18 protein-coding genes and 2 tRNA genes are annotated in these 17744 nt (G+C 59.3%); 7 read left to right on the top strand and 13 right to left on the bottom strand.

Going from position 1 to position 17744, the window contains the following annotated elements; all coding sequences use genetic code 11:
• Positions 1 to 43 precede the first annotated feature (43 nt).
• The 6 genes from G471_RS0112850 to G471_RS0112830 all read right to left on the bottom strand — a co-directional run bounded on the left by G471_RS0112850 (position 44) and on the right by G471_RS0112830 (position 3357).
• On the bottom strand, positions 44 to 262 hold the full coding sequence (locus tag G471_RS0112850; RefSeq protein ID WP_028995700.1) for a Nif11-like leader peptide family natural product precursor: 219 nt from the start codon (positions 260 to 262) through the stop codon (positions 44 to 46).
• A 159-nt stretch (positions 263 to 421) separates the two neighbouring features.
• A complete protein-coding gene (locus G471_RS0112845) occupies positions 422 to 1054 on the bottom strand; it encodes a LysE family transporter (RefSeq protein ID WP_028995699.1) in 633 nt (210 codons plus the stop codon).
• Between the two features lie 73 nt (positions 1055 to 1127).
• A complete protein-coding gene (locus G471_RS0112840; RefSeq protein ID WP_028995698.1) occupies positions 1128 to 1403 on the bottom strand; it encodes a type II toxin-antitoxin system RelE/ParE family toxin in 276 nt (91 codons plus the stop codon).
• The gene (locus G471_RS0112835; protein WP_028995697.1) at positions 1400 to 1630 is read right to left on the bottom strand and encodes a ParD-like family protein; all 231 of its coding nucleotides are present in this window, start codon (positions 1628 to 1630) and stop codon (positions 1400 to 1402) included. The genes G471_RS0112840 and G471_RS0112835 overlap by 4 nt, the downstream gene beginning before the upstream one ends.
• Before the next feature lie 396 nt (positions 1631 to 2026).
• Positions 2027 to 2302 carry a WG repeat-containing protein gene (locus G471_RS18870; protein WP_157272520.1) on the bottom strand — a complete coding sequence of 92 codons (276 nt, stop codon included), beginning with the start codon at positions 2300 to 2302 and terminating at the stop codon, positions 2027 to 2029.
• Between the two features lie 107 nt (positions 2303 to 2409).
• Positions 2410 to 3357 carry a restriction endonuclease gene (locus G471_RS0112830; RefSeq protein WP_157272519.1) on the bottom strand — a complete coding sequence of 316 codons (948 nt, stop codon included), beginning with the start codon at positions 3355 to 3357 and terminating at the stop codon, positions 2410 to 2412.
• Positions 3358 to 3493: 136 nt separating this feature from the next.
• Here G471_RS0112830 and G471_RS0112825 point away from each other — a divergent pair, with 136 nt between their 5' ends.
• The 3 genes from G471_RS0112825 to G471_RS18860 all read left to right on the top strand — a co-directional run bounded on the left by G471_RS0112825 (position 3494) and on the right by G471_RS18860 (position 6877).
• Positions 3494 to 4042 carry an HNH endonuclease gene (locus tag G471_RS0112825; RefSeq protein WP_028995695.1) on the top strand — a complete coding sequence of 183 codons (549 nt, stop codon included), beginning with the start codon at positions 3494 to 3496 and terminating at the stop codon, positions 4040 to 4042.
• A gap of 196 nt (positions 4043 to 4238) precedes the next feature.
• Positions 4239 to 5429, top strand: a complete 1191-nt coding sequence (locus G471_RS18865; protein WP_081700260.1) for a DUF262 domain-containing protein — start codon at positions 4239 to 4241, stop codon at positions 5427 to 5429.
• On the top strand, positions 5426 to 6877 hold the full coding sequence (locus tag G471_RS18860) for an ATP-dependent nuclease (RefSeq protein ID WP_081700259.1): 1452 nt from the start codon (positions 5426 to 5428) through the stop codon (positions 6875 to 6877). Before G471_RS18865 ends, G471_RS18860 begins: the two co-directional genes overlap by 4 nt.
• Positions 6878 to 7120: 243 nt before the next feature.
• On the opposite strand, the gene G471_RS0112815 is transcribed toward G471_RS18860, so the two are convergent.
• From G471_RS0112815 to G471_RS0112795, 5 genes are all read right to left on the bottom strand, one after another.
• A tRNA-Leu gene (locus G471_RS0112815) sits at positions 7121 to 7205 on the bottom strand.
• Between the two features lie 54 nt (positions 7206 to 7259).
• Positions 7260 to 7344: transfer RNA gene (locus tag G471_RS0112810), tRNA-Leu, on the bottom strand.
• A 65-nt stretch (positions 7345 to 7409) separates the two neighbouring features.
• The gene (locus tag G471_RS0112805; RefSeq protein ID WP_211226429.1) at positions 7410 to 8486 is read right to left on the bottom strand and encodes an MBL fold metallo-hydrolase; all 1077 of its coding nucleotides are present in this window, start codon (positions 8484 to 8486) and stop codon (positions 7410 to 7412) included.
• Between the two features lie 5 nt (positions 8487 to 8491).
• Positions 8492 to 9439 (bottom strand): YcjF family protein, encoded by a 948-nt coding sequence (locus G471_RS0112800; RefSeq protein WP_028995693.1) that lies wholly within the window; start codon positions 9437 to 9439, stop codon positions 8492 to 8494.
• Between the two features lie 90 nt (positions 9440 to 9529).
• Complete coding sequence (locus G471_RS0112795; RefSeq protein WP_028995692.1) at positions 9530 to 9991, bottom strand: PaaI family thioesterase; 462 nt, start codon at positions 9989 to 9991, stop codon at positions 9530 to 9532.
• Between the two features lie 160 nt (positions 9992 to 10151).
• Between G471_RS0112795 and G471_RS0112790 the strand changes: the two genes are divergently transcribed.
• Positions 10152 to 11489, top strand: coding sequence for a malonyl-CoA decarboxylase (locus G471_RS0112790; RefSeq protein WP_028995691.1), 1338 nt, complete (start codon positions 10152 to 10154; stop codon positions 11487 to 11489).
• On the top strand, positions 11486 to 12094 hold the full coding sequence (locus G471_RS0112785; RefSeq protein WP_028995690.1) for a YitT family protein: 609 nt from the start codon (positions 11486 to 11488) through the stop codon (positions 12092 to 12094). Before G471_RS0112790 ends, G471_RS0112785 begins: the two co-directional genes overlap by 4 nt.
• 5 nt (positions 12095 to 12099) lie before the next feature.
• Here the strand turns inward: G471_RS0112785 and G471_RS18415 are convergent, their stop codons facing one another.
• Positions 12100 to 12423, bottom strand: a complete 324-nt coding sequence (locus G471_RS18415) for a DUF2917 domain-containing protein (RefSeq protein ID WP_157272518.1) — start codon at positions 12421 to 12423, stop codon at positions 12100 to 12102.
• 144 nt (positions 12424 to 12567) lie between these two features.
• On the opposite strand from G471_RS18415, the gene G471_RS0112775 reads away from it, so the two are divergent.
• Positions 12568 to 13992 carry an aminotransferase-like domain-containing protein gene (locus G471_RS0112775; RefSeq protein WP_028995689.1) on the top strand — a complete coding sequence of 475 codons (1425 nt, stop codon included), beginning with the start codon at positions 12568 to 12570 and terminating at the stop codon, positions 13990 to 13992.
• Positions 13993 to 14069: 77 nt separating this feature from the next.
• Positions 14070 to 15947 carry a SurA N-terminal domain-containing protein gene (locus G471_RS0112770; RefSeq protein ID WP_028995688.1) on the top strand — a complete coding sequence of 626 codons (1878 nt, stop codon included), beginning with the start codon at positions 14070 to 14072 and terminating at the stop codon, positions 15945 to 15947.
• Between the two features lie 2 nt (positions 15948 to 15949).
• Here G471_RS0112770 and G471_RS17625 read toward each other — a convergent pair whose 3' ends face one another.
• Positions 15950 to 17659: a SulP family inorganic anion transporter gene (locus G471_RS17625; protein WP_051295475.1), complete on the bottom strand. Its 1710-nt coding sequence runs from the start codon at positions 17657 to 17659 to the stop codon at positions 15950 to 15952.
• Between the last annotated feature and the right edge of the window lie 85 nt (positions 17660 to 17744).

Raw genomic sequence — 17744 nt, 5'->3', positions numbered from 1 at the left:
GGCCGGGAGCGATCCCGGCCTTTTTTCATTAAATTAACTCAACTCAACTGGGCAACAGGTTCTTGACCAGGCGCTCTGAGAGCTGTTCGTGGGTGAATTGCGGTTCGTTCGGCGGGTAGAGCGAGTCTTCGTCGAATTCAAAACCATGCTCGCGGGCGAGGCTGCGCAGTTCCTTGAGTTTCTGGCAGGCCTTGAGTGCTTCGCCAAGGGCGGCATCGGCCCGGGCTTTTTCGGAAAATGCCTTGATGTTGGCAACGGACATCGGGATTTCTCCTGAGAATTTGCGTTGGTGGATGAACTGGTGCACATCCGAGGATGTGTCGGGTTCTCGACAAAAATGCGGGATTGAGCAACCAGGAGAACCCGGTAAGCAAATTCAGTGCCGCTTTAGCATAGGGAAAGCGGTGTGGCTGGCGTCAGGCTAATGCGCCGCCTGCCTGAGCGTCGCCAGCAGCGCGGCGGCAGCAGCGAACAGACCGCCGAAGATGCGGTTGAGCAGGCGTTGTTGTCCGGGTTCGCGCAACAGTCGCAGAACACGGGCGGCGAGGCCGGTGTAGCCGGCCATGACGATCAGGTCGACGCCGACCATGGTGATCGTCATGGTCAGGTATTGCGCCAGCAGCGGCCGGGTCGCATCAAGGAATTGCGGCAGGACGGCGAGGATGAAGACGATGGCCTTGGGGTTGCTGGCATTGACGATGAAGCCGCGCAGCACCAGCGCGCCGGGATGGCCGCGACGCTTGTCGACCGCCTCGGCATGCAGGTCGCCGGGCGGTGAGGTCCATTGTTTCCAGCCGAGATAGAGCAGGTATAACACGCCGAACCACTTGATCAGCGCAAAGGCCAGTTCGGAGCGGGCAAGGATGGCGCCGACACCGGCGGCAACGATGGCGATCTGCAGGATCAGCGCCAGTTGCAGGCCGATGGCGTTCCAGAAACCGCGCCGAAAACCGAAACTGAGCCCGGAGGACATCGAAGCAACGGCGCCGGCACCAGGCGACAGGCTGATGACCCAGCAGGCGATGAAGAAGGCGAACCAAGTATCAAGGGACATGAGTGAGGCTTTTGGAATTCCGGCGCGAGCTTATTGGTGGGCAAACTTGTTTACGGCGTATTTCAGGGTGGGTTCAGCGCTTGAGGTTACGGTAGAAATTTTCGTGCGTACCGACCAGCAACAGTAGGCGGGTTTCCGGGTCGTATTCGTAGGCGAGCAGAAACAACTGGCCGACACATGAGAACTTGTAAACAAAGATGCCGGCCAGATCACCTTTCTTGGCTTCGCCTAGTGAGGGATTGGCCACAATTGCACTGATCGCATCGTCAACATCGGCTTGTTGATTCCTGTGCAGTCGTTTGTAGGCGCGGCTGAAGGTATTGGCCTGAAGAATCTGGACGCCGCTCATGCGTCACGTTGGCCTTGCGGAACGAAAGGCGTTGCATTCTCCCGACCTTCGGCGCGCGCAATCAGCAAGTCGCGCACAAAATCGACGGGCAGATCGGGGTTGTCAAGAGCAGTCTTACCGACTTTGGCCCAAAACTCGATCTGCCCTGAGATAGTCCGGCATTCGGCCTTGGCGTGAGTTTTCGCGTTTTCGTAAAGTTCGTCCTCGATACGGACTGGCATTCCCATGATTGGCTCCTGCTACGTAATGCTACATTTGTAGTTTATGAGCCTCGGCGCTTATCTGCAAGGTTTGCCGAGATTCCTCTACTATCGAGAAATGTAGCGAAGAACCGGAATTTGTCGACTGAGAGGCGCTTCTGGGCGCAATAAAATCATGGACTGCCGTAGACGAAAAAAAAGCCAGAACCCTTGTGTTTGCTAGGTTTTCTGGCCTGCTTTGGTACTGTCTATGATACTTGGTCGGGTATCGAATCAATCCCGAAGATCGTTGTGTGCCGGTTATATTGTGAGTACGAAAAAAGCTGCGCTCCCATTTGTCCCACCGTTGGTCACCTGCGTGGGGTTTGGTCGAAACAAGGGGAGACTGCAGTCAGAAAGATGCGGATACGTGAATCACATCAATTAAAGCCATTCGCCGCGCTTGTTGATAAAGCCCCATTTTCCGTTGAGTTTGGCCGCTGCTCTACCATTCTGGAATTCTTTTGCGTCGTCAAATCTTGGGTGTATCACAATGTACTGCTTTTCGTTGATATAACCCCATTTGCCATTAGTTGTTTGTACAGGGGCTAAACCTTCACTGAACGAGCGAACATTTTGGTACTTCGGACCATTTGGGCCACAACCGCTCAGAGTGACTAGGGAGATGGCTAGCGCTGCGACAATAGATTTGCGAAACATATTAGTCCTTGGAAAAACGTGGTGCATGGCTCAGAAAGTGGTGCAAGAACGACTGTTATTCTACTTGCAAGTTGCTCAGTTGGCATACGATAGACATAATTTTTGAACTATTCACGCCGTTTGCCAAGCGTCTGCCGACAGCGCGGATAGTTCTGACAGCCCCAGAAATCGGCTTTTCCGTTTGTTCCTTGCCTGGCAACCATCTTGATGCCGCAACTCGGGCAGGTCGGGATTGCATAATCGCCATCCACTGCGAAGGCCAGCAGGCTTTCGCGCTCCGGCGCCGGGAGGCGCTGAATCATCATCAACAGCATGTTGCCGTCGATCAATGTGATGCGATTGGCTTGGGCAACGGCTTTGGCTTCGTCTGAGTAGGAACCGCTGGTCATGAAAAAGGCTTTGCCGATCTTCTCGTGAGTCATCACGCCCAGCAATTCACGAATGGGTTTCACGCCGACGTAACGCTCACCCCAGGCCTTGCATTGCACGATGGAAGTCGGACGACCGGAATCATCTTGATACAGGCGGATGTCGATGCCGCCATCCGGGCCAAGGTCGGTTGTGTCGCTACGAATGCCTTTCTTCTCGTAGAACTGCTGGCAAACGTCTTCGAAGCGTTTCCATTCCAGATCGCGGATGACGTCCAGGGTCCATTCGGCGGGTTTGGGCTTTGTCGTGCTGGGTGTTGTCTGGCTCTCGCTCAGGAGCTTGTCGAGAATGTCTGGGCGGATATTGTGATTGGCTATTTTTTCGCTGGCAGGCGCCGAATATGCCGGTTCCTGTCGAAGTTTTTGCCTGGGTGCGCTGGTTCTGGTCGCCGGCTCGGTCGCTGGTGATTTTCCCTTCGAGACTTTTCCCTTGATGAAGACAATCGCTGCGATCAGGAAAAAAGCGCCGGAGAACAGCCAAGCAAGACCGGAAGCGGCTGCAGCCATGGGCTGCATGAACATGTTGCCACCTGCAATCGCCGGAAAAACGCCCTTGAGGAACACTAGAACAGCAAAGCCAAGTCCGACGCTAAATTGCCAGGGGAGATCGAGCAAGTCCTCGATCACTGACGTTCTCCGATTTCCTCGTCTTCTACGCGCCATCCCCACCCCCTGTGTGTTTTGGAACTGATTGTACAAGACAGAGGAGGGGAAATGACTTGGTGATATGCTTCCGGGCTGATCTGTTTCGTTCGCTCTCGATATGACTACCCATCTTGATCGTCTACTGTTCGCCCAAGGCGGACAGTGCTTTTTTTGTCGCAAGCAGCTTCCCAAAGCGGAGGCGTCAGTAGAACACCTGGTGGCCAGCGCCAACGGTGGCACTAACGACGACGGCAACTGTGTTGCTTGTTGCAAGGCACTAAACCACCTGTTGGGTTCCAAGTCGATCAAGGAGAAGATGCAGATCGTCCTCAATCAGCGGGGTAACTTTCAGTGCCCAGGCAGTGGTGGCATTGAACCCGCCGTACCACCCAGTTTGCCCCCTGTCGCAACTTCAGTGGCAGCCAAGGCCATACCTGCGACGAGCAGCGGTAGTGCGGCGTCTCTTGATCTCGTAATTGCTGATCTGAAGAAGCGGGGGGCTGCGCGGCCTCGCAAAGTGTCGACGCTGACAAGCACCATCAAGGCGCTGCTGAAACAGCAGCACAAACCCAATTCTGACGTTGAAGTCGCAAACCTGATTGCAGAACTGCAAAAGCGGGGGAAGGTGGTTGTTACTGATGGCAAGGTTGGATACAAGCTGGGGTAGTGTGGGCGTATGGTTATCGGCCAAAGCAGTCCTTTGGATTTCCTTGGTCGCCGGAAGCAATAAGCCACTAAGCGGTCAATTTCTCCACTACTAACCAAATGTTCCTTGCCGATAATTTTGAATTGCAACGGGCAATGTCGTATGCTTTTAATAAGTTAAATAACATCACCAAATCTCTTGGTAAGAAAGGAATTCGATGAGACTGTTGCCTTGGGATCCTGATATCCAGACAGTAATTTCAAGGGTTGAAGCAGGTGTCCTCGATCTTCAGCCTGATTTTCAGCGTGGTGAGGTTTGGTCTAGAGCGAAGAAGCAACGGCTAGTCGATAGCATATTGCGCGACTGGCATGTTCCACCTATTCATGTAATCGAAAACACAAACACGAAGCGACAAGAGGTTCTTGACGGGCAGCAACGTCTTGTAGCAATACGTGACTTCGTTCGTGGCGAGTTTGCTGTAGATGGTTCCATTGAGCCACTAGATTCTGCAATCGAAGGTATCCATGGGCGCAAGTACCGTGAATTACCCAATGAAATGAAGTTGCTATTCGACAACTTCACACTTCGTATTTACCGAATTGTTGATTTCAAGAGTTCGGAGCCTGCCGAACTATTTTTCCGTCTAAATCAGCCTACAAATCTTACAGGCGCCGAGCAGCGCAATGCTTTCTTTGGTCCGGTGCGTGAGCAAATCAAAAGACTTGTTGAGGCTATGCCGTCATATGGACTTGGAAAGGAATTACTCGGTTTTTCGAACTCCCGAATGGCATACGACGATATTATTTGTCGTGTTGCTCTCACAATGGAGCGTGGTTCAATTTCGACCAAGATCGGAGCAAATGACCTAATTGAGCTTTATCGTAGCGAACAGCCAATTAAGCTCGAGATAGAAGAACGATTAGGGAAGGCTCTTCAACTATTTGGCGAAGCGGGAAAACTTACAACTTCTCGACCCAGGTTTAACAAGGCTACGGTATACAGTTGGCTAATTTTTCTAGTTCGTGGCCTTATCTCAACTCCTCCGGAATTCATGCAACCAAAGATTATTGCAGAGTTCATGGGTTACTTCGAGAGTGAACGCATTTTATCCAGCATTGGCTCTTCTAAAGGTACAACACAATCTATCGCACATCAAATGAACGCTGATTGGTTGTTTTCGACATATGAAGATCGGTCAACTTCTCGCGTAGCCGATGTTTCCTCGATTATTTTGCGTGACCTTGTCATATGGCTTGTGTTTATTCAATCGACAGCAATCCGATCGCCCGAAATAGTACGTCAGTTAGCAATTTATCAAATTGCAAATGAACTACAAAAAAATGCTTCGCTTGAGAATGATGTAATAACAAAGATTGCTATCGATTTTGGCTGGGGCTCTCTTATATGAGCATTCGTGCAGCGAAATTTGGAGATTATTGGCGGATTGCATTTGCAAGAAACTACACTTGCCGTTACTTGACTCTGGAATATTCCGGCCTTAAACCTCTTCTGGATGATAACATTACATTTTCGCCTGGAATAACAGCAATTGTTGGCGGCAACGGGGTTGGAAAATCGACTCTGGCGCATGCAATTGCGGATGTTTTAGCAGGAGCGTCTGGCGTATCGGCGCTACGTGACATCAACCATAGGCTTATTGGCTGCACGTTACGAGCAACCCTCCAAAATGGAAACAATGATCCATTACATCCGACTCTTTCAATTATTGAAAATGCTCGTAAAGGGAATACACAAAACCACCAAGCATCGTTTATTTGGCTCGACCCATCTTCGATGTCAACGCTCTGCCAGAAGCAAATTCTTCATGACCCAACATTCAGTGAAATATTGGATGGAGTAGCTCCTAGAGCGTTAACTACAGACGAATTGGCCTTTGCTTCGTATTTGGTTGGCAAGGAATATTCCGAGTGTATCATTTGGGAGGTCGAGGACTATGGGCCTTTTGAAGCTTGGCCTTACTTTCAAGCGACCTGCAATGGAATAACATACCGTTCCGAAAGTATGGGGCAAGGAGAGATATCTTTGCTCACTGCTCTATGGGCGATTGTTCAGGCACCCAAAGATAGCATTGTCGTGTTTGAGGAGCCTGAAACTCACGTATCAGCGCGTTCGCAAAGTGCTTTCATGGACACTCTTGCCTGGGCATGTGCAACGAAAGGTCTATGGGCTATTCTTACAACACATTCCCCCGTTATTCTTAAAAGACTACCTGCTAATCATATACGCCTTCTTGTCAATAACGGTGGTCGCTCGAGCCTTGTTGAAAATCCAAAACTACATAACGTGGCAGCGATTGTCGGTGGTGGTGCTGCTTTTAAGTGTTTATTGCTAGTTGAGGATGAATGCGCCAAATATTTTGCCCAATTCGTTCTCGAGGAACTTGACCCTGATCTGGGTCGCCAATGTTCCTTTACGGTTATGGATGGCGAGGCGAAAATTAGTCAAATACTAAATAACCTACCTTCGACCAGTGATTGGATTAGCCTGATTGGTTGCTTTGATGGGGATTTGCGGGGTAGTTTAAATTCAGACGGATTCTATTGGCCATTCGTATACCTACCAGGTAGTGTTGCGCCAGAATTGCTTCTTAAACAATGCATTCAAGCTAATTCGCCAAACGACCTAGCTGCCGAATTACGCATGGATGCATCAACTGTATCGGTTGCACTTGCAACAGTGACAGGGATTGATCACCACGACTGGTTAAATAACTTGGTTGGCGAGTTAGGTCGTACAGCAGGAGAAGTCGTACGTGCTATGGTGAGAATTTGGTTGCGTGCAGAACATGGGGCGGCCATACAATTCGTCGAAGACCTTAAGCGCTCCTTTGGCTAGCCTATTGGTGTTGAACGATCCTGGTTCTCCGTTCCCGAATTGACTGCTTTGCACTCGCAAGCAGCCAATTTGCGCTTAGTTCAATATGACCGCTTTGGCCGAGAAATCTTCGTTCGAGACGATTTCCGCCTCACGCTACTCAGGTGTACAAGCATGCTTTGGGCCGCTACAGACGAAAAAAAGGCCAGAACCCTTGTTTCGCTGGGTTTTCTGGCCTGATTCGTACTGCTTTAGAACTGTCTATGGTGCTCTGGGCGAGACTCGAACTCGCACACCTTGCGGCACTACCCCCTCAAGATAGCGTGTCTACCAATTTCACCACCAGAGCATTGGTCCGTTTGCGCGGACGCGGAGAAACGAGGCGATTCTCCGGTTTTTTCGTTGGTGCCCAGAAAGGGACTCGAACCCCCACGGTGTTACCCGCTAGTACCTGAAACTAGTGCGTCTACCAATTCCGCCACCTGGGCAGGCGTCGAAAGAAGGCGCGGATTCTAATGCCTGGCTCGTGACTTGCCAAGCCCTTTTTACGATTTCAACGCAGTGGCAGTGCCCGGGTTTCGCCCTGGCGGGGGAGCCAGAAACGGCTTTCCGGCAATTGTCGCCTTTCAAGCGCAGCGGCGACGTCGCGTGGGGGCTGGTCGAAGCTTTCCTGCGACAGCGCGAAACTGCCCCAATGGACGCCGATGGCGTGGCGTGCGTCGGTGTCTTCCATGATCTGGACGGCTTCGTCCGGATTGTTGTGCTGGGGGCGCATGAAGTCGCGCGGCTCGTAAGCGCCGATGGGTACGGCGAGCAGGTCGACCGGGCCGAGGCGTCGGCGGATTTCCTTGAAGTCGGCCGAATAGCCGGTGTCGCCGGTGTAGAGGAAGGCGCTGCGGCGGCCGTCGTGGTTGATGTCGAGGAAGAAGCCGCCCCACAGGGTGGCGTTGGTGTCGAACGGCGTGCGTTTGCTCCAGTGCTGGGCGGGCGTGAAATGGATGCGCAGGTCGCTCAGATCGATTTGCTGCCACCAGTCGAGTTCGCGGACGCGGGCCATGCCGAGCTTGTCGAACCAGGCCTTGACGCCGAGCGGGACGATGAATTCCGGCGTGTCGCCACGGGCCAGCAGGGCGGTCAGCGTGGCTTCGTCGAGGTGGTCGTAGTGGTTGTGCGAGATCAGCACCAGGTCGATGCGCGGCAGTTCCTTGACGGTCAGTGGCGGCGGCACCTGGCGCCGGGCCGACAGCCAGGAAAACGGGCCGGCATGGTCGGACAGGTTGGGATCGATCAGGATGTTGCGCCCACCCGCCTGCAGCAGCAGGCTGGCGTGACCGAGCCAGGTGATGCGCGGCGGGCCGGCGGGGTCGTCGAGCTGGGCGCGATCCGGGCTTGCCAGCCAGCGTTCGGCAAAGGCGGCGTAACCGCCTTCGGGTTCGGCCAGCGGGCGGAAGTCGCCGCGCCAGCGGCGCTGGATGACTTCATACCAAGGGGCGCCGCCGCGCACGCTCGGGTCGTTGTTCACGAAACCGTCGGGGCGGTGGTGAGCCTTGCCGGGGTCGTACCAGCTGTTGACCGTGGTGCAGCCACCCAGTGCAATGGTCAGCAATAGTGCCGGAAAAACCCCGCGCATCGGGCTCAGACGCCGCCGCCCCGGACCAGGTTCATGATCTGGGTGGCGTCCAGGCTTTGCGCGCGTTGCTGGATCTGCGGCAGATACTGGGTCTGCATCTGCTTGGCCGGGCCGAGCAGGCCCTGGAAGCTTTCCTGCAGCAGCTGCGTGCTCATCTGGCGGCCACCGGCGTAATAACGCTTGGCAACCTGGCCGAGGGCATAGGTGCTGGCAAACGAGAAGGCCATGCCGGTCGCGGCGCGGCCGATCTTGCCGGCGGTTTTGCCGGCCATCTTGCCGAGCAGGCCGCCGAGCAGCTTGCGGCCGAATTGTTCGAGGTACTGCGAGGTCAGGCCGACGCCGACGGTGGCCAGGAATTCGCGGATGTGGCCCTGGTCGAGTTCGACGCCGTAGGCCTTGCCGATGCGGTAGACCATCTTCACCTGCAGCGGAATGATCGCCACCGAGGCCCAGGATTGCGGCAGCAGTTCGAGGGCGCCGTTGAGGATGGAATAGTTGAGGATGGATTTGTCGAGTTCGGCTTCGTTGACCACCGGCTGCGCGCTGGCGGCGGCCGCGACGGCAACCGGTGCGGCGGCAGCGGCGGTGGCGGCGAGCGTGTCGGCCTGGCTGGCAAAGGCGGTGACTTCGGCGTCGCCTTCGAGGCCGAGACGGGTTTTCAGATTGGCCAGGAAGGCCTGCTCGGCCGCCGTCTGGACACCGTCGGCATCGCAGACGCAGACGGCCATTTCGTAGGCGAACTGGCGCTGGCCGAGTTCGCCCAGTGCCTGCACGGCGGCGTCCAGCGTGACCCGCTTGAACAGCACGTCCTGGTAGAGCTTCGGCAGTTCCGGCGCGTCGGCGCCCATCGATTCGGCGAAGCGACGGATGTGCTCGCGTTCGCGGTCGTCATTGCTGCCATCGGCGAAGGCGGCGAACAGGCTGATGGTCAGGACGGCGTTTTCCGGGGTCATGGCTTTTTTCTACGAGGTTGGGATGGCTGCATTGTGCCGATACCCCCCGTCTTTTTACAGGGGGTATCTGTAACGATGTGTTGCCGAGGTTCAGGCGGCGAAGCTGGGCGGCATCTGGGCGGCGACGATTTCACCGCGGGCGGTGGCGACGCCTTCGGCGTAGACCGTGGCTTCGACGATGACCTTGCGCCCGCGAATCTCCTTGATCCGGCCGCGGATTTCCAGTTCCGGGCCGAGCGGGGTCGGCTTCAGGTAATCGACGTGCAGCGAGGCGGTGACGAAACGGAAGGGCGGTTCGCTGTCCATCGGCCGGTTCTCAGCACGATACATCGCGGCGGCGGCCGAGCCGGTGCCGTGGCAGTCGATCAGCGAAGCCAGCAGGCCGCCATAGACGTAGCCGGGAATGGCCGTGTGTTCGGGGCGTGGAGTGAAGCGGGTCACGGTTTCGTCGCCGTCCCAATAGGTCTTGATCTGGTGGCCGTGCTCGTTCAGCCGGCCGCAGCCGTAGCAGTGCGCGACGTTCTCCGGGTAGAAATCCTGAAATGCTGACATCTGCTGTCTCCTTGTTGAATGAATATTGTCGAATGATGATAGAGCCTTGTCGGCGGCATGGCGATTGCAAGCGCGGACAGATTCCATGAAAAAGCCGCCAGGTGCCGAGGCTGACTCAGTCTGGCTTCTCGGGCAAAATGCCGGGGGAGGAGAGAAGCCGATGACGAACGATGGCCTGGTTGGAAAATTGCGTTCCCTGATTGCCCCGGATGCCCGGCCGGCGCCGCTGAATGCGCGTGGCATCGAACGCCTGCGGGCGCAGTTGCGCGAATGCGCGGCCGGGCAGGGCGGCGAGGTGTCGGCGCGGGCGCGGGCGGCGCGGCTGGCGGAAACCTATCTGGGGCTGGACGATGCCGGCCGGCAGCAGTTTTTGAAGCTGATCGCACTCGAATTCGGGCCGGATCCGGCCAAGGTGGCGGCGGCGCATGCGGCCTACCAGGCGGCGGTCGGCAGCGACGGCCAGTGGCGGGCCGAAGCCGCCTTGCGCATCGCCATGCGCTCCTCGCGCATCCGCATCATGACCCAGTTCAACGCCATTCCGCAGGGCGTCAAGTTCCTCGTCGATCTGCGCGCCGACCTCTTGCGTTATCTGGAAAACGACCGCGAGCTGGCGGTCCTTGACCGCGAACTGGAGTCGCGGCTGAACGCCTGGTTCGACGTCGGTTTTCTTGAGCTGCAGCGGCTGACCTGGAATACGCCGGCGTCGCTGCTGGAAAAGCTGATCGAATACGAGGCCGTGCACGAAATCCAGTCCTGGGCCGACCTGAAGAACCGTCTCGATTCCGACCGCCGCCTGTATGCCTTCTTCCATCCGCGCATGCCGGCCGAGCCGCTGATCTTCGTCGAGGTGGCGCTGACCGACCATCTGGCCGGCAATGTCCAGGAACTGCTCGACGAGCACGCACCGGTGTTCGACAACCGCAAGGCCGACACCGCCATTTTCTATTCCATTTCCAACACCCAGGTCGGCCTGCGCGGCGTGTCCTTCGGCAGTTTCCTGCTCAAGCGCGTGATCGACGACCTCAAGCGCGATTTCCCCAAGCTCGACAAGTTCGCCACGCTGTCGCCGATTCCGGCGCTGGCCAGCTGGCTGCGCCGGAACCCCGAGGCGCTGGCCGAGGCCGGCATTCCCTTGTCGCTGGACGCCTTGAGCGACGGCGCCTGGGCGGCGGACCGGGAGATGGTCCGCCGGCTGCGCGACCCGCTGACCCGCCTGACCGCGCGTTACCTGGCCAGTGCCAAACGCGGCGGGCAGGCCGAGGGGCCGCCCTACGATCCGGTGTCGCGCTTCCATCTGGGCAACGGTGCCCGGGTCGAGCGTCTGAATTTCCTCGCCGACAATTCGGCCAAGGGTTTTGCCCAGTCGTTCGGGATGATGGTCAATTACTGCTATGACCCCGAGGAAATCGAGAGCAATCTCGAAGCCTTTGCCAGCAGCGGACGGATCGCCATGTCGGCGGCCGTGCGTCGGCTGGCCCGCAACGTCGTCAGCGCATGAAGCCCGAGCAGGTTACCCGCCACAGTTTGTTCGAGGACGCCCAGGCCCTGCTGGTGGCGCCGATGTTCGTCGCCTTCGCCGTGATGCTGTTCCAGCATGCCGGTCTGCTCACCGGCGGTACCGTCGGCCTGGCCTTCCTGGTGCATTACCTCTACGACTGGCCGATGGCCTGGGTCGTGTTCCTGATCAACCTGCCGTTCTACGTCTTTGCCTGGCGGGCGATGGGAATGGTATTCACGCTGAAGACCTTTTTCTGTGTCGGCCTGCTGTCGATCTACACGGCGGTGTTGCCGCAGGTGATCGCGCTGGAGAGTGTCGACCGCCTGTTCGCCGCCGTCATGGGCGGTTTTCTGATCGGTGTCGGTCTGTTGATGATCATCCGCCACAAGGCCAGTCTTGGTGGCCTCGGCGTGCTCGCGCTCTACCTGCAGAACACGCGCGGCTGGCCGGCGGGCAAGGTGCAGATGGCGGCCGACGTGCTGATCCTGGTCGCCGGCCTGTACATCCGCGACCCGTTTACCGTGGCCCTGTCGATTGTCGGGGCGCTGGCGCTGAATCTGGTGCTGGCGGCCAACCACAAGGCTGGCCGCTATCTCGGGACCTGATTCGCTCAGGTCGTCAGGCGGCCGACCGCCATGGCTGCGGCGTGCCGCATTTTGTCGCCGATCTGGGTAATGGCGCGGACCAGGCGGACGCTGGCGCTGTGTTCGAAGCGGACCGCCGCGTCACCGCCGATGCTTTCGATGACGATGCGGCCGGCACCGCGCACGCGATAGCTTTCGCCGCTGGCCAGCACGATGTCGCCGGCGTCGCCGGTAATCGTCATCCACAGGACGCCACGCGTGCAGCGGACGATGATGCCCGATGCGTCCGAGAGGCGGAGCGGGCAGTGTTCCCGCAGCTGGAGTTCCCTTTCACCAAGATCGATCTTCATGTGCATCTCCTTTCTGTATGCACGCACAGTTTAGGGGCGAAAGAAATACTGATACAGTCACACAAAAACAAAATTGTGACCATTACAGTTTTCTTTGTTGCCAACTGTGCTGGTCTGTTTGAATGACAACTGTATTGGTGACCCATGGCCGTTGAACCCCTTCGTTACGAGAAACTGGCCGGCGAACTGGCCGGCATGATCAGCGGCGGCATCCTGTCGCACGGCGAACGCCTGCCATCGGTGCGCCGTCTGGCACAGGAGCGGCGGTTGTCGGTGTCCACCGTGGTGCAGGCGCTGCGCCAGCTCGAGGAGCGCGGGCTGGTCGAGGCCCGGCCGCAATCCGGTTATTTCGTCCGTCCGGCACCGGTCGTGCGCAGCGAACCGCAAACGCGGTCGACGCCGGATGCGCCGATGCCGGTCGATATCTCGCAACGCCTGGTGCATGTGCTGCAGGCCGGCGCCCGTCCGGACGTGGCGCCGCTGTCGGCGGCCTTGCCGGCCAATTCCCTGCTGCCGATTGCGGCGCTGCATCGCCTCTACGCCGGGGTCGCCCGGCGTCATCCGCATCTGCTGGAGGTGGACAGTCACGTCAATATGGATCAGCCGGCGCTGGTGCGCCAGCTGGTGCGCCGCTCGCTGGCCTGGGGCGGGCCGTTGGCGCCGGAGGAATTCATCATCACCAATTCCTGCACCGAGGCGCTCAATCTCTGTTTGCGGGCGGTGACCAAGCCAGGCGATACGGTCGCCGTCGAGTCGCCCGGCTATTACCTGATGCTGCAGTTGCTCGAGACCCTGGGTTTGAAGGCGCTGGAAATTCCCTGCGATCCGCGCACTGGCATGTCGGTCGAGGCGCTGGAACTGGCCTCGCGCAACGGCGGCATCGCCGCCTGTCTGCTGGTCGCCAACGGCAGCAACCCGCTGGGCAGCCTGATGCCCGACGACAAGAAGCGCCGCCTGGCGGTATTGACGGCGGCACGCGGCATCGCGGTGATCGAGGACGACATTTACGGCGACCTTCATTTTTCCGACGAGCGACCGTGGCCGTTGAAGGCCTTCGATACGGCTGGCAACGTGATGCTCTGCGCCTCGTTCTCAAAATGTTTGTCGCCGTCCTTGCGCATCGGTTTCGTCGCCAGCGGCCGTTACCGCCAGGCGGTGGCGCTGCAGAAGACGATCACCAGCGGCGGCACCAACCCGCTGACCCAGATGGTGCTGGCGGAGTATCTGGAATCCGGTGCCATGGAGCGCCACCTGCGCGGTTTGCGGCGCAGTTACCGGCACCAGGTGGAGGCCATGCAGGCGGCGGTGTCCCGCTATTTTCCGGCGAGCACGCGCATTGCCCAGCCGCAGGGCGGTTATGTGCTGTGGGTCGAATTGCCCGAGCACATCGACACCACGCAACTGCATGGGCGGGCGCTGCGCGAGAAGCTTTCCTATGTGCCGGGAGCGCTGTTCTCGGCCAGCGGCATGTACCGCAATTGCCTGCGCCTGAATTGCGGCAATCCGCACACCCCGGAAATCGACGATGCCGTTCGCCGTCTGGGGCTGCTGTTCGGGGGCGCCAAATGAGCAACTACGGTATCATTGCCCCTTTTTGGGCAAGCTTCGCCTTGCCGTTCTGAACGAATTCGAAGGATTTTCTGCTCATGTTCGACGCAGTCCGCAACAACAAGAAGATCGTCCAGGTGTTCCTGGTGCTGATCGCCCTCCCGTTTGCCTTCTTCGGTCTCGAATCCTACGTCAGTGATGGCGCTGGTGGTGCCGATGTTGCCACCGTTGGCGGTGTCGGGATTTCGCAACAGGAATTCCAGCAGGTCATGCGCGAGCAGCAGGAGCGCCTGCGCAACCAGCTCGGCCAGGTCGATCCGAAGATGCTCGACAACCCCGAGTTCCGCAAGGCCATCCTCGACGACGTCATCGATCGTCGCCTGCTGGCCCTGGAAGCGGCCCAGCGTCGCCTGTTCGTGACCGACGACGCGGTGCGTAACAGCATTGCCGGGATCGAGGCCTTCCAGCAGGACGGTCAGTTCTCCAATGAGCGCTACGAAGCCCTGTTGCGCGCCCAGGGCCTGAGCCCGGCCGGCTTCGAAGCCCAGGTCCGCCAGGATCTGACCCTGCAGCAACTGGCCGGCACCATCGGTCAGACCGGCATGCTGTCGACCACCGTCGGCGAACGCATCCTGGCCCTGCAGACCGAACAGCGCCAGATTCAGGAACTGATCCTGCCGGCCGGCAGCTACCTGGCCAAGGTCAAGCTGGCCGACGATGCCGCCCGCAAGTTCTACGACGAAAACAGCCAGCAGTTCCAGACGCCGGACCAGGCCCGCGCCGAATTCGTCGTCCTCAGCCAGGAAGGCATGGCGGTCGAAGTCAGTGATGCCGAGGTCCAGTCCTGGTACGACGGCCACAAGGCGCGCTACCAGCAGCCCGAGGAACGCCGTGCCAGCCACATCCTGATCGCTTCGGAAACCCTAGGCAAGGACAAGGCCCGGGCCAAGGCGGAAGAGGTCCTCAGGGAAGTGCAGAAGAAGCCGGCGGCCTTTGCCGAACTGGCCCGCCAGCATTCCGACGATCCGGGTTCGGCCGGCCAGGGCGGTGACCTGGGCTTCTTCGGTCGCGGCATGATGGTCAAGCCGTTCGAGGACGCCACCTTCGGCATGAAGGAAGGCGAAGTTTCCGGCATCGTTGAATCCGATTTCGGTTTCCACATCATCAAGCTGGCCGCCATCCGCGCCGCCAAGGAAAAGCCGCTGGCCGAAGTGCGCGGCGAGATCGTGGCCGAACTCAAGGCGGCCGCAGCCGGCCGCAAGTTTGCCGAAGCTGCCGAAGCCTTCAGCAATATCGTCTACGAGCAAGCCGACAGCCTGCAACCGGCCGCCGAACAGTTCAAGCTGAAAATCCAGCAGAGCGACTGGCTGGGTCGCCAGCCCAATCCGGCCAACGGCCCGCTGGCCAACGCCAAGCTGCTGGAAGCCCTGTTTTCCGACGACGCCGTCAAGAACAAGCGCAATACCGAAGCCGTCGAGGTTGCGCCGAACACGCTGGTCGCTGCCCGCATCGTCGAGTACAAGGCCGCTGCGCTGCAGCCCTTCGAGGAAATGAAGCCGGTGATCGAGCGCATGCTGACCGAGCGCGAAGCGATGAAGCTGGTCAAGGCCGACGGCGAAGCCCGCCTGGCTGCGCTGCAGTCCGGTGACGACAAGCAGGTCTGGGGCGCGTCGCGTCGCGTTTCGCGCATGGATGCCCGGCAGTTGCCGCCGCAGGCCGTGCAGCCGGTGTTCCGCATGCGCACCGACGCCTTGCCGTCCTACGTCGGTGTCGAACTGCCCGGCGCCGGTTACGCGCTGTATCGCCTGAACAAGGTCGAAGCCGGCGAGAAGCTCGACGACGTGCGTCGCCAGGGTCTGATCGGCCAGTTGCGTACGCTGGCTGCCCAGGACGACATCCAGATGTACCTGGATGCCCTGCGCAAGCGTTACAAGGTGGAAATCAACGAGAAGGCGCTGAGCACCAGCGAGCGCTGAGTTCAGTCCGCCCGGGGCGGGGTTCCGCTGGTCAGCGCCGTATAGGCGTCATTGACCGACAGGAAGACTCGTCCCGACAATTCCTGCCATAGCGGTGTGCCGATCAGCCGGTCCTGGACCGGCCCCTTGATTTCGGCGAAGTGCAGGGCGATGCCGCGACCGCAAAGGTCGCGGTTGAGGTCGCTGAGAACCTCCATCGCAGTCGTGTCGACGCGATTGACCGCATTCATGATCAGGACCACGTGCCGGGTGTCGCCGGCTTTTTCCAGTTCGCTCGCCAGGCGGCTTTCCAGCGCATGCAGATTGCCGAAGAACAGGCTTTCGTCGATGCGCAGGAAGAGCGTGCCGGGCAGGGTTTCGACTGCGTAGCGTTCGACATTGCGGAAATGCTCGCTGTCCGGAATCCGGCCGATGACCGCGATATGCGGCGTGCTGGCGCGATAGAGCAGGGTCGCCAGCGAGAACAGGATGCCCAGCCCGATGCCGGCTTCCAGGCCAAGCACGAAGACGCCGACTGCCGTGCCCAGGGCAGCGAGTCCGTCGGCCCGGTCGTAACGCCAGGCCTGGCGCAGGCTGCGCAGGTCGATCATGCTGACCGCAGCGACGATGATGCTGGCGGCCAGGACAGCCAGCGGCAGACGGGCGAGCAAGGGCGCCGCACCGGCAACGACCAGGAGCATGGCCAAGGCCGAGATGATGCTGGCCAGCGGTGTTTGTGCGCCGGCAGCGACATTGACGGCAGTCCGCGATACGCCGCCGCCGACCGGCATGCCGCCGGAAAAGGCGGCCACGATGTTGGCGCAGCCCAGGCCGCGCAACTCGGCATTGGCGTCGAGGCGTTCGCGGCGGCGGATGGCCAGTGCCTGGCCCATGGAAATGTTCTGGACCATGCCGATCAGCGCCACCAGCAGGATCGGCAGGGCCAGTTGCTGAAGTTCACCGGCCGCCGGCAGGAAGGGTGTGAGGCCAGGCAGGCCTTCGGCGATGCGGCCGACCACCGCGACACCATGCAGCCGGTCGAGATCGCCGGCGATCACCGCCGCCGTGGCGCCGAGCACGACCAGCAGCGGAAACAGGCGGACGACGAAGCCGCCGGCGGCAGGCGAAAGGCCGCAGCGTTCCAGCAGGCCGGCCAGCCAGAGGCGGGCAAAACCGAGGATGGCGACGGCCGTCAGGCCGATGGCGCTGGCCATGTCCAGCCGTCCGTCGGCGAGCAGCGCCCGGATGACCGTGGCCGCATCGCTGCCCTGAGGGGCCACGCCAAAGAAATGTTTCAACTGGCTGAAGACGATGAGCACGGCCGAACCGGAAATGAAACCGGCGATCACCGGCCGGCTCAGCAGATTGGCCAGGAAACCCAGGCGCAGGCTGCCGCAGAGCACCAGCAGGACACCCGAGCCGAGTGCGACGACTGCCGCCAGCCCGATGTAGGCCGGCGAACCCGGTGCTGCAATCGGCGCCAGCACCGAGTAGGTCATGATCGCGGTGATCGCCACCGGGCCGACCGCCTGCACCATGCTGCTGCCGAACAACGCGTAGGCGATCACCGGCAGGATGGAAACGTAGAGTCCGGCCTGCGGCGGCAGCCCGGCGAGCAGCGCGTAGGCGAGGCTCTGCGGAATGACCAGGATGGTGACGATGATGCCGGCCAGGACGTCGCTGCCCAGGTGCTGGCGGGGATAGGGTGAGGCCCAGTGGGGCAGCAGGCGCATCAGGAAATCCTTGGTCCAAAGAAAAACGCCGACCGGGACATGCCGGGTCGGCGTTTCATGGCGTGCTTGCGGCTCGACCGCAATC

It is taken from the genome of Azonexus hydrophilus DSM 23864, from assembly GCF_000429605.1.
Classification (GTDB): domain Bacteria; phylum Pseudomonadota; class Gammaproteobacteria; order Burkholderiales; family Rhodocyclaceae; genus Azonexus; species Azonexus hydrophilus.
Note: the sequence above shows the minus strand (reverse complement) of the source record. Positions and strands in the feature narration are given on the sequence as shown.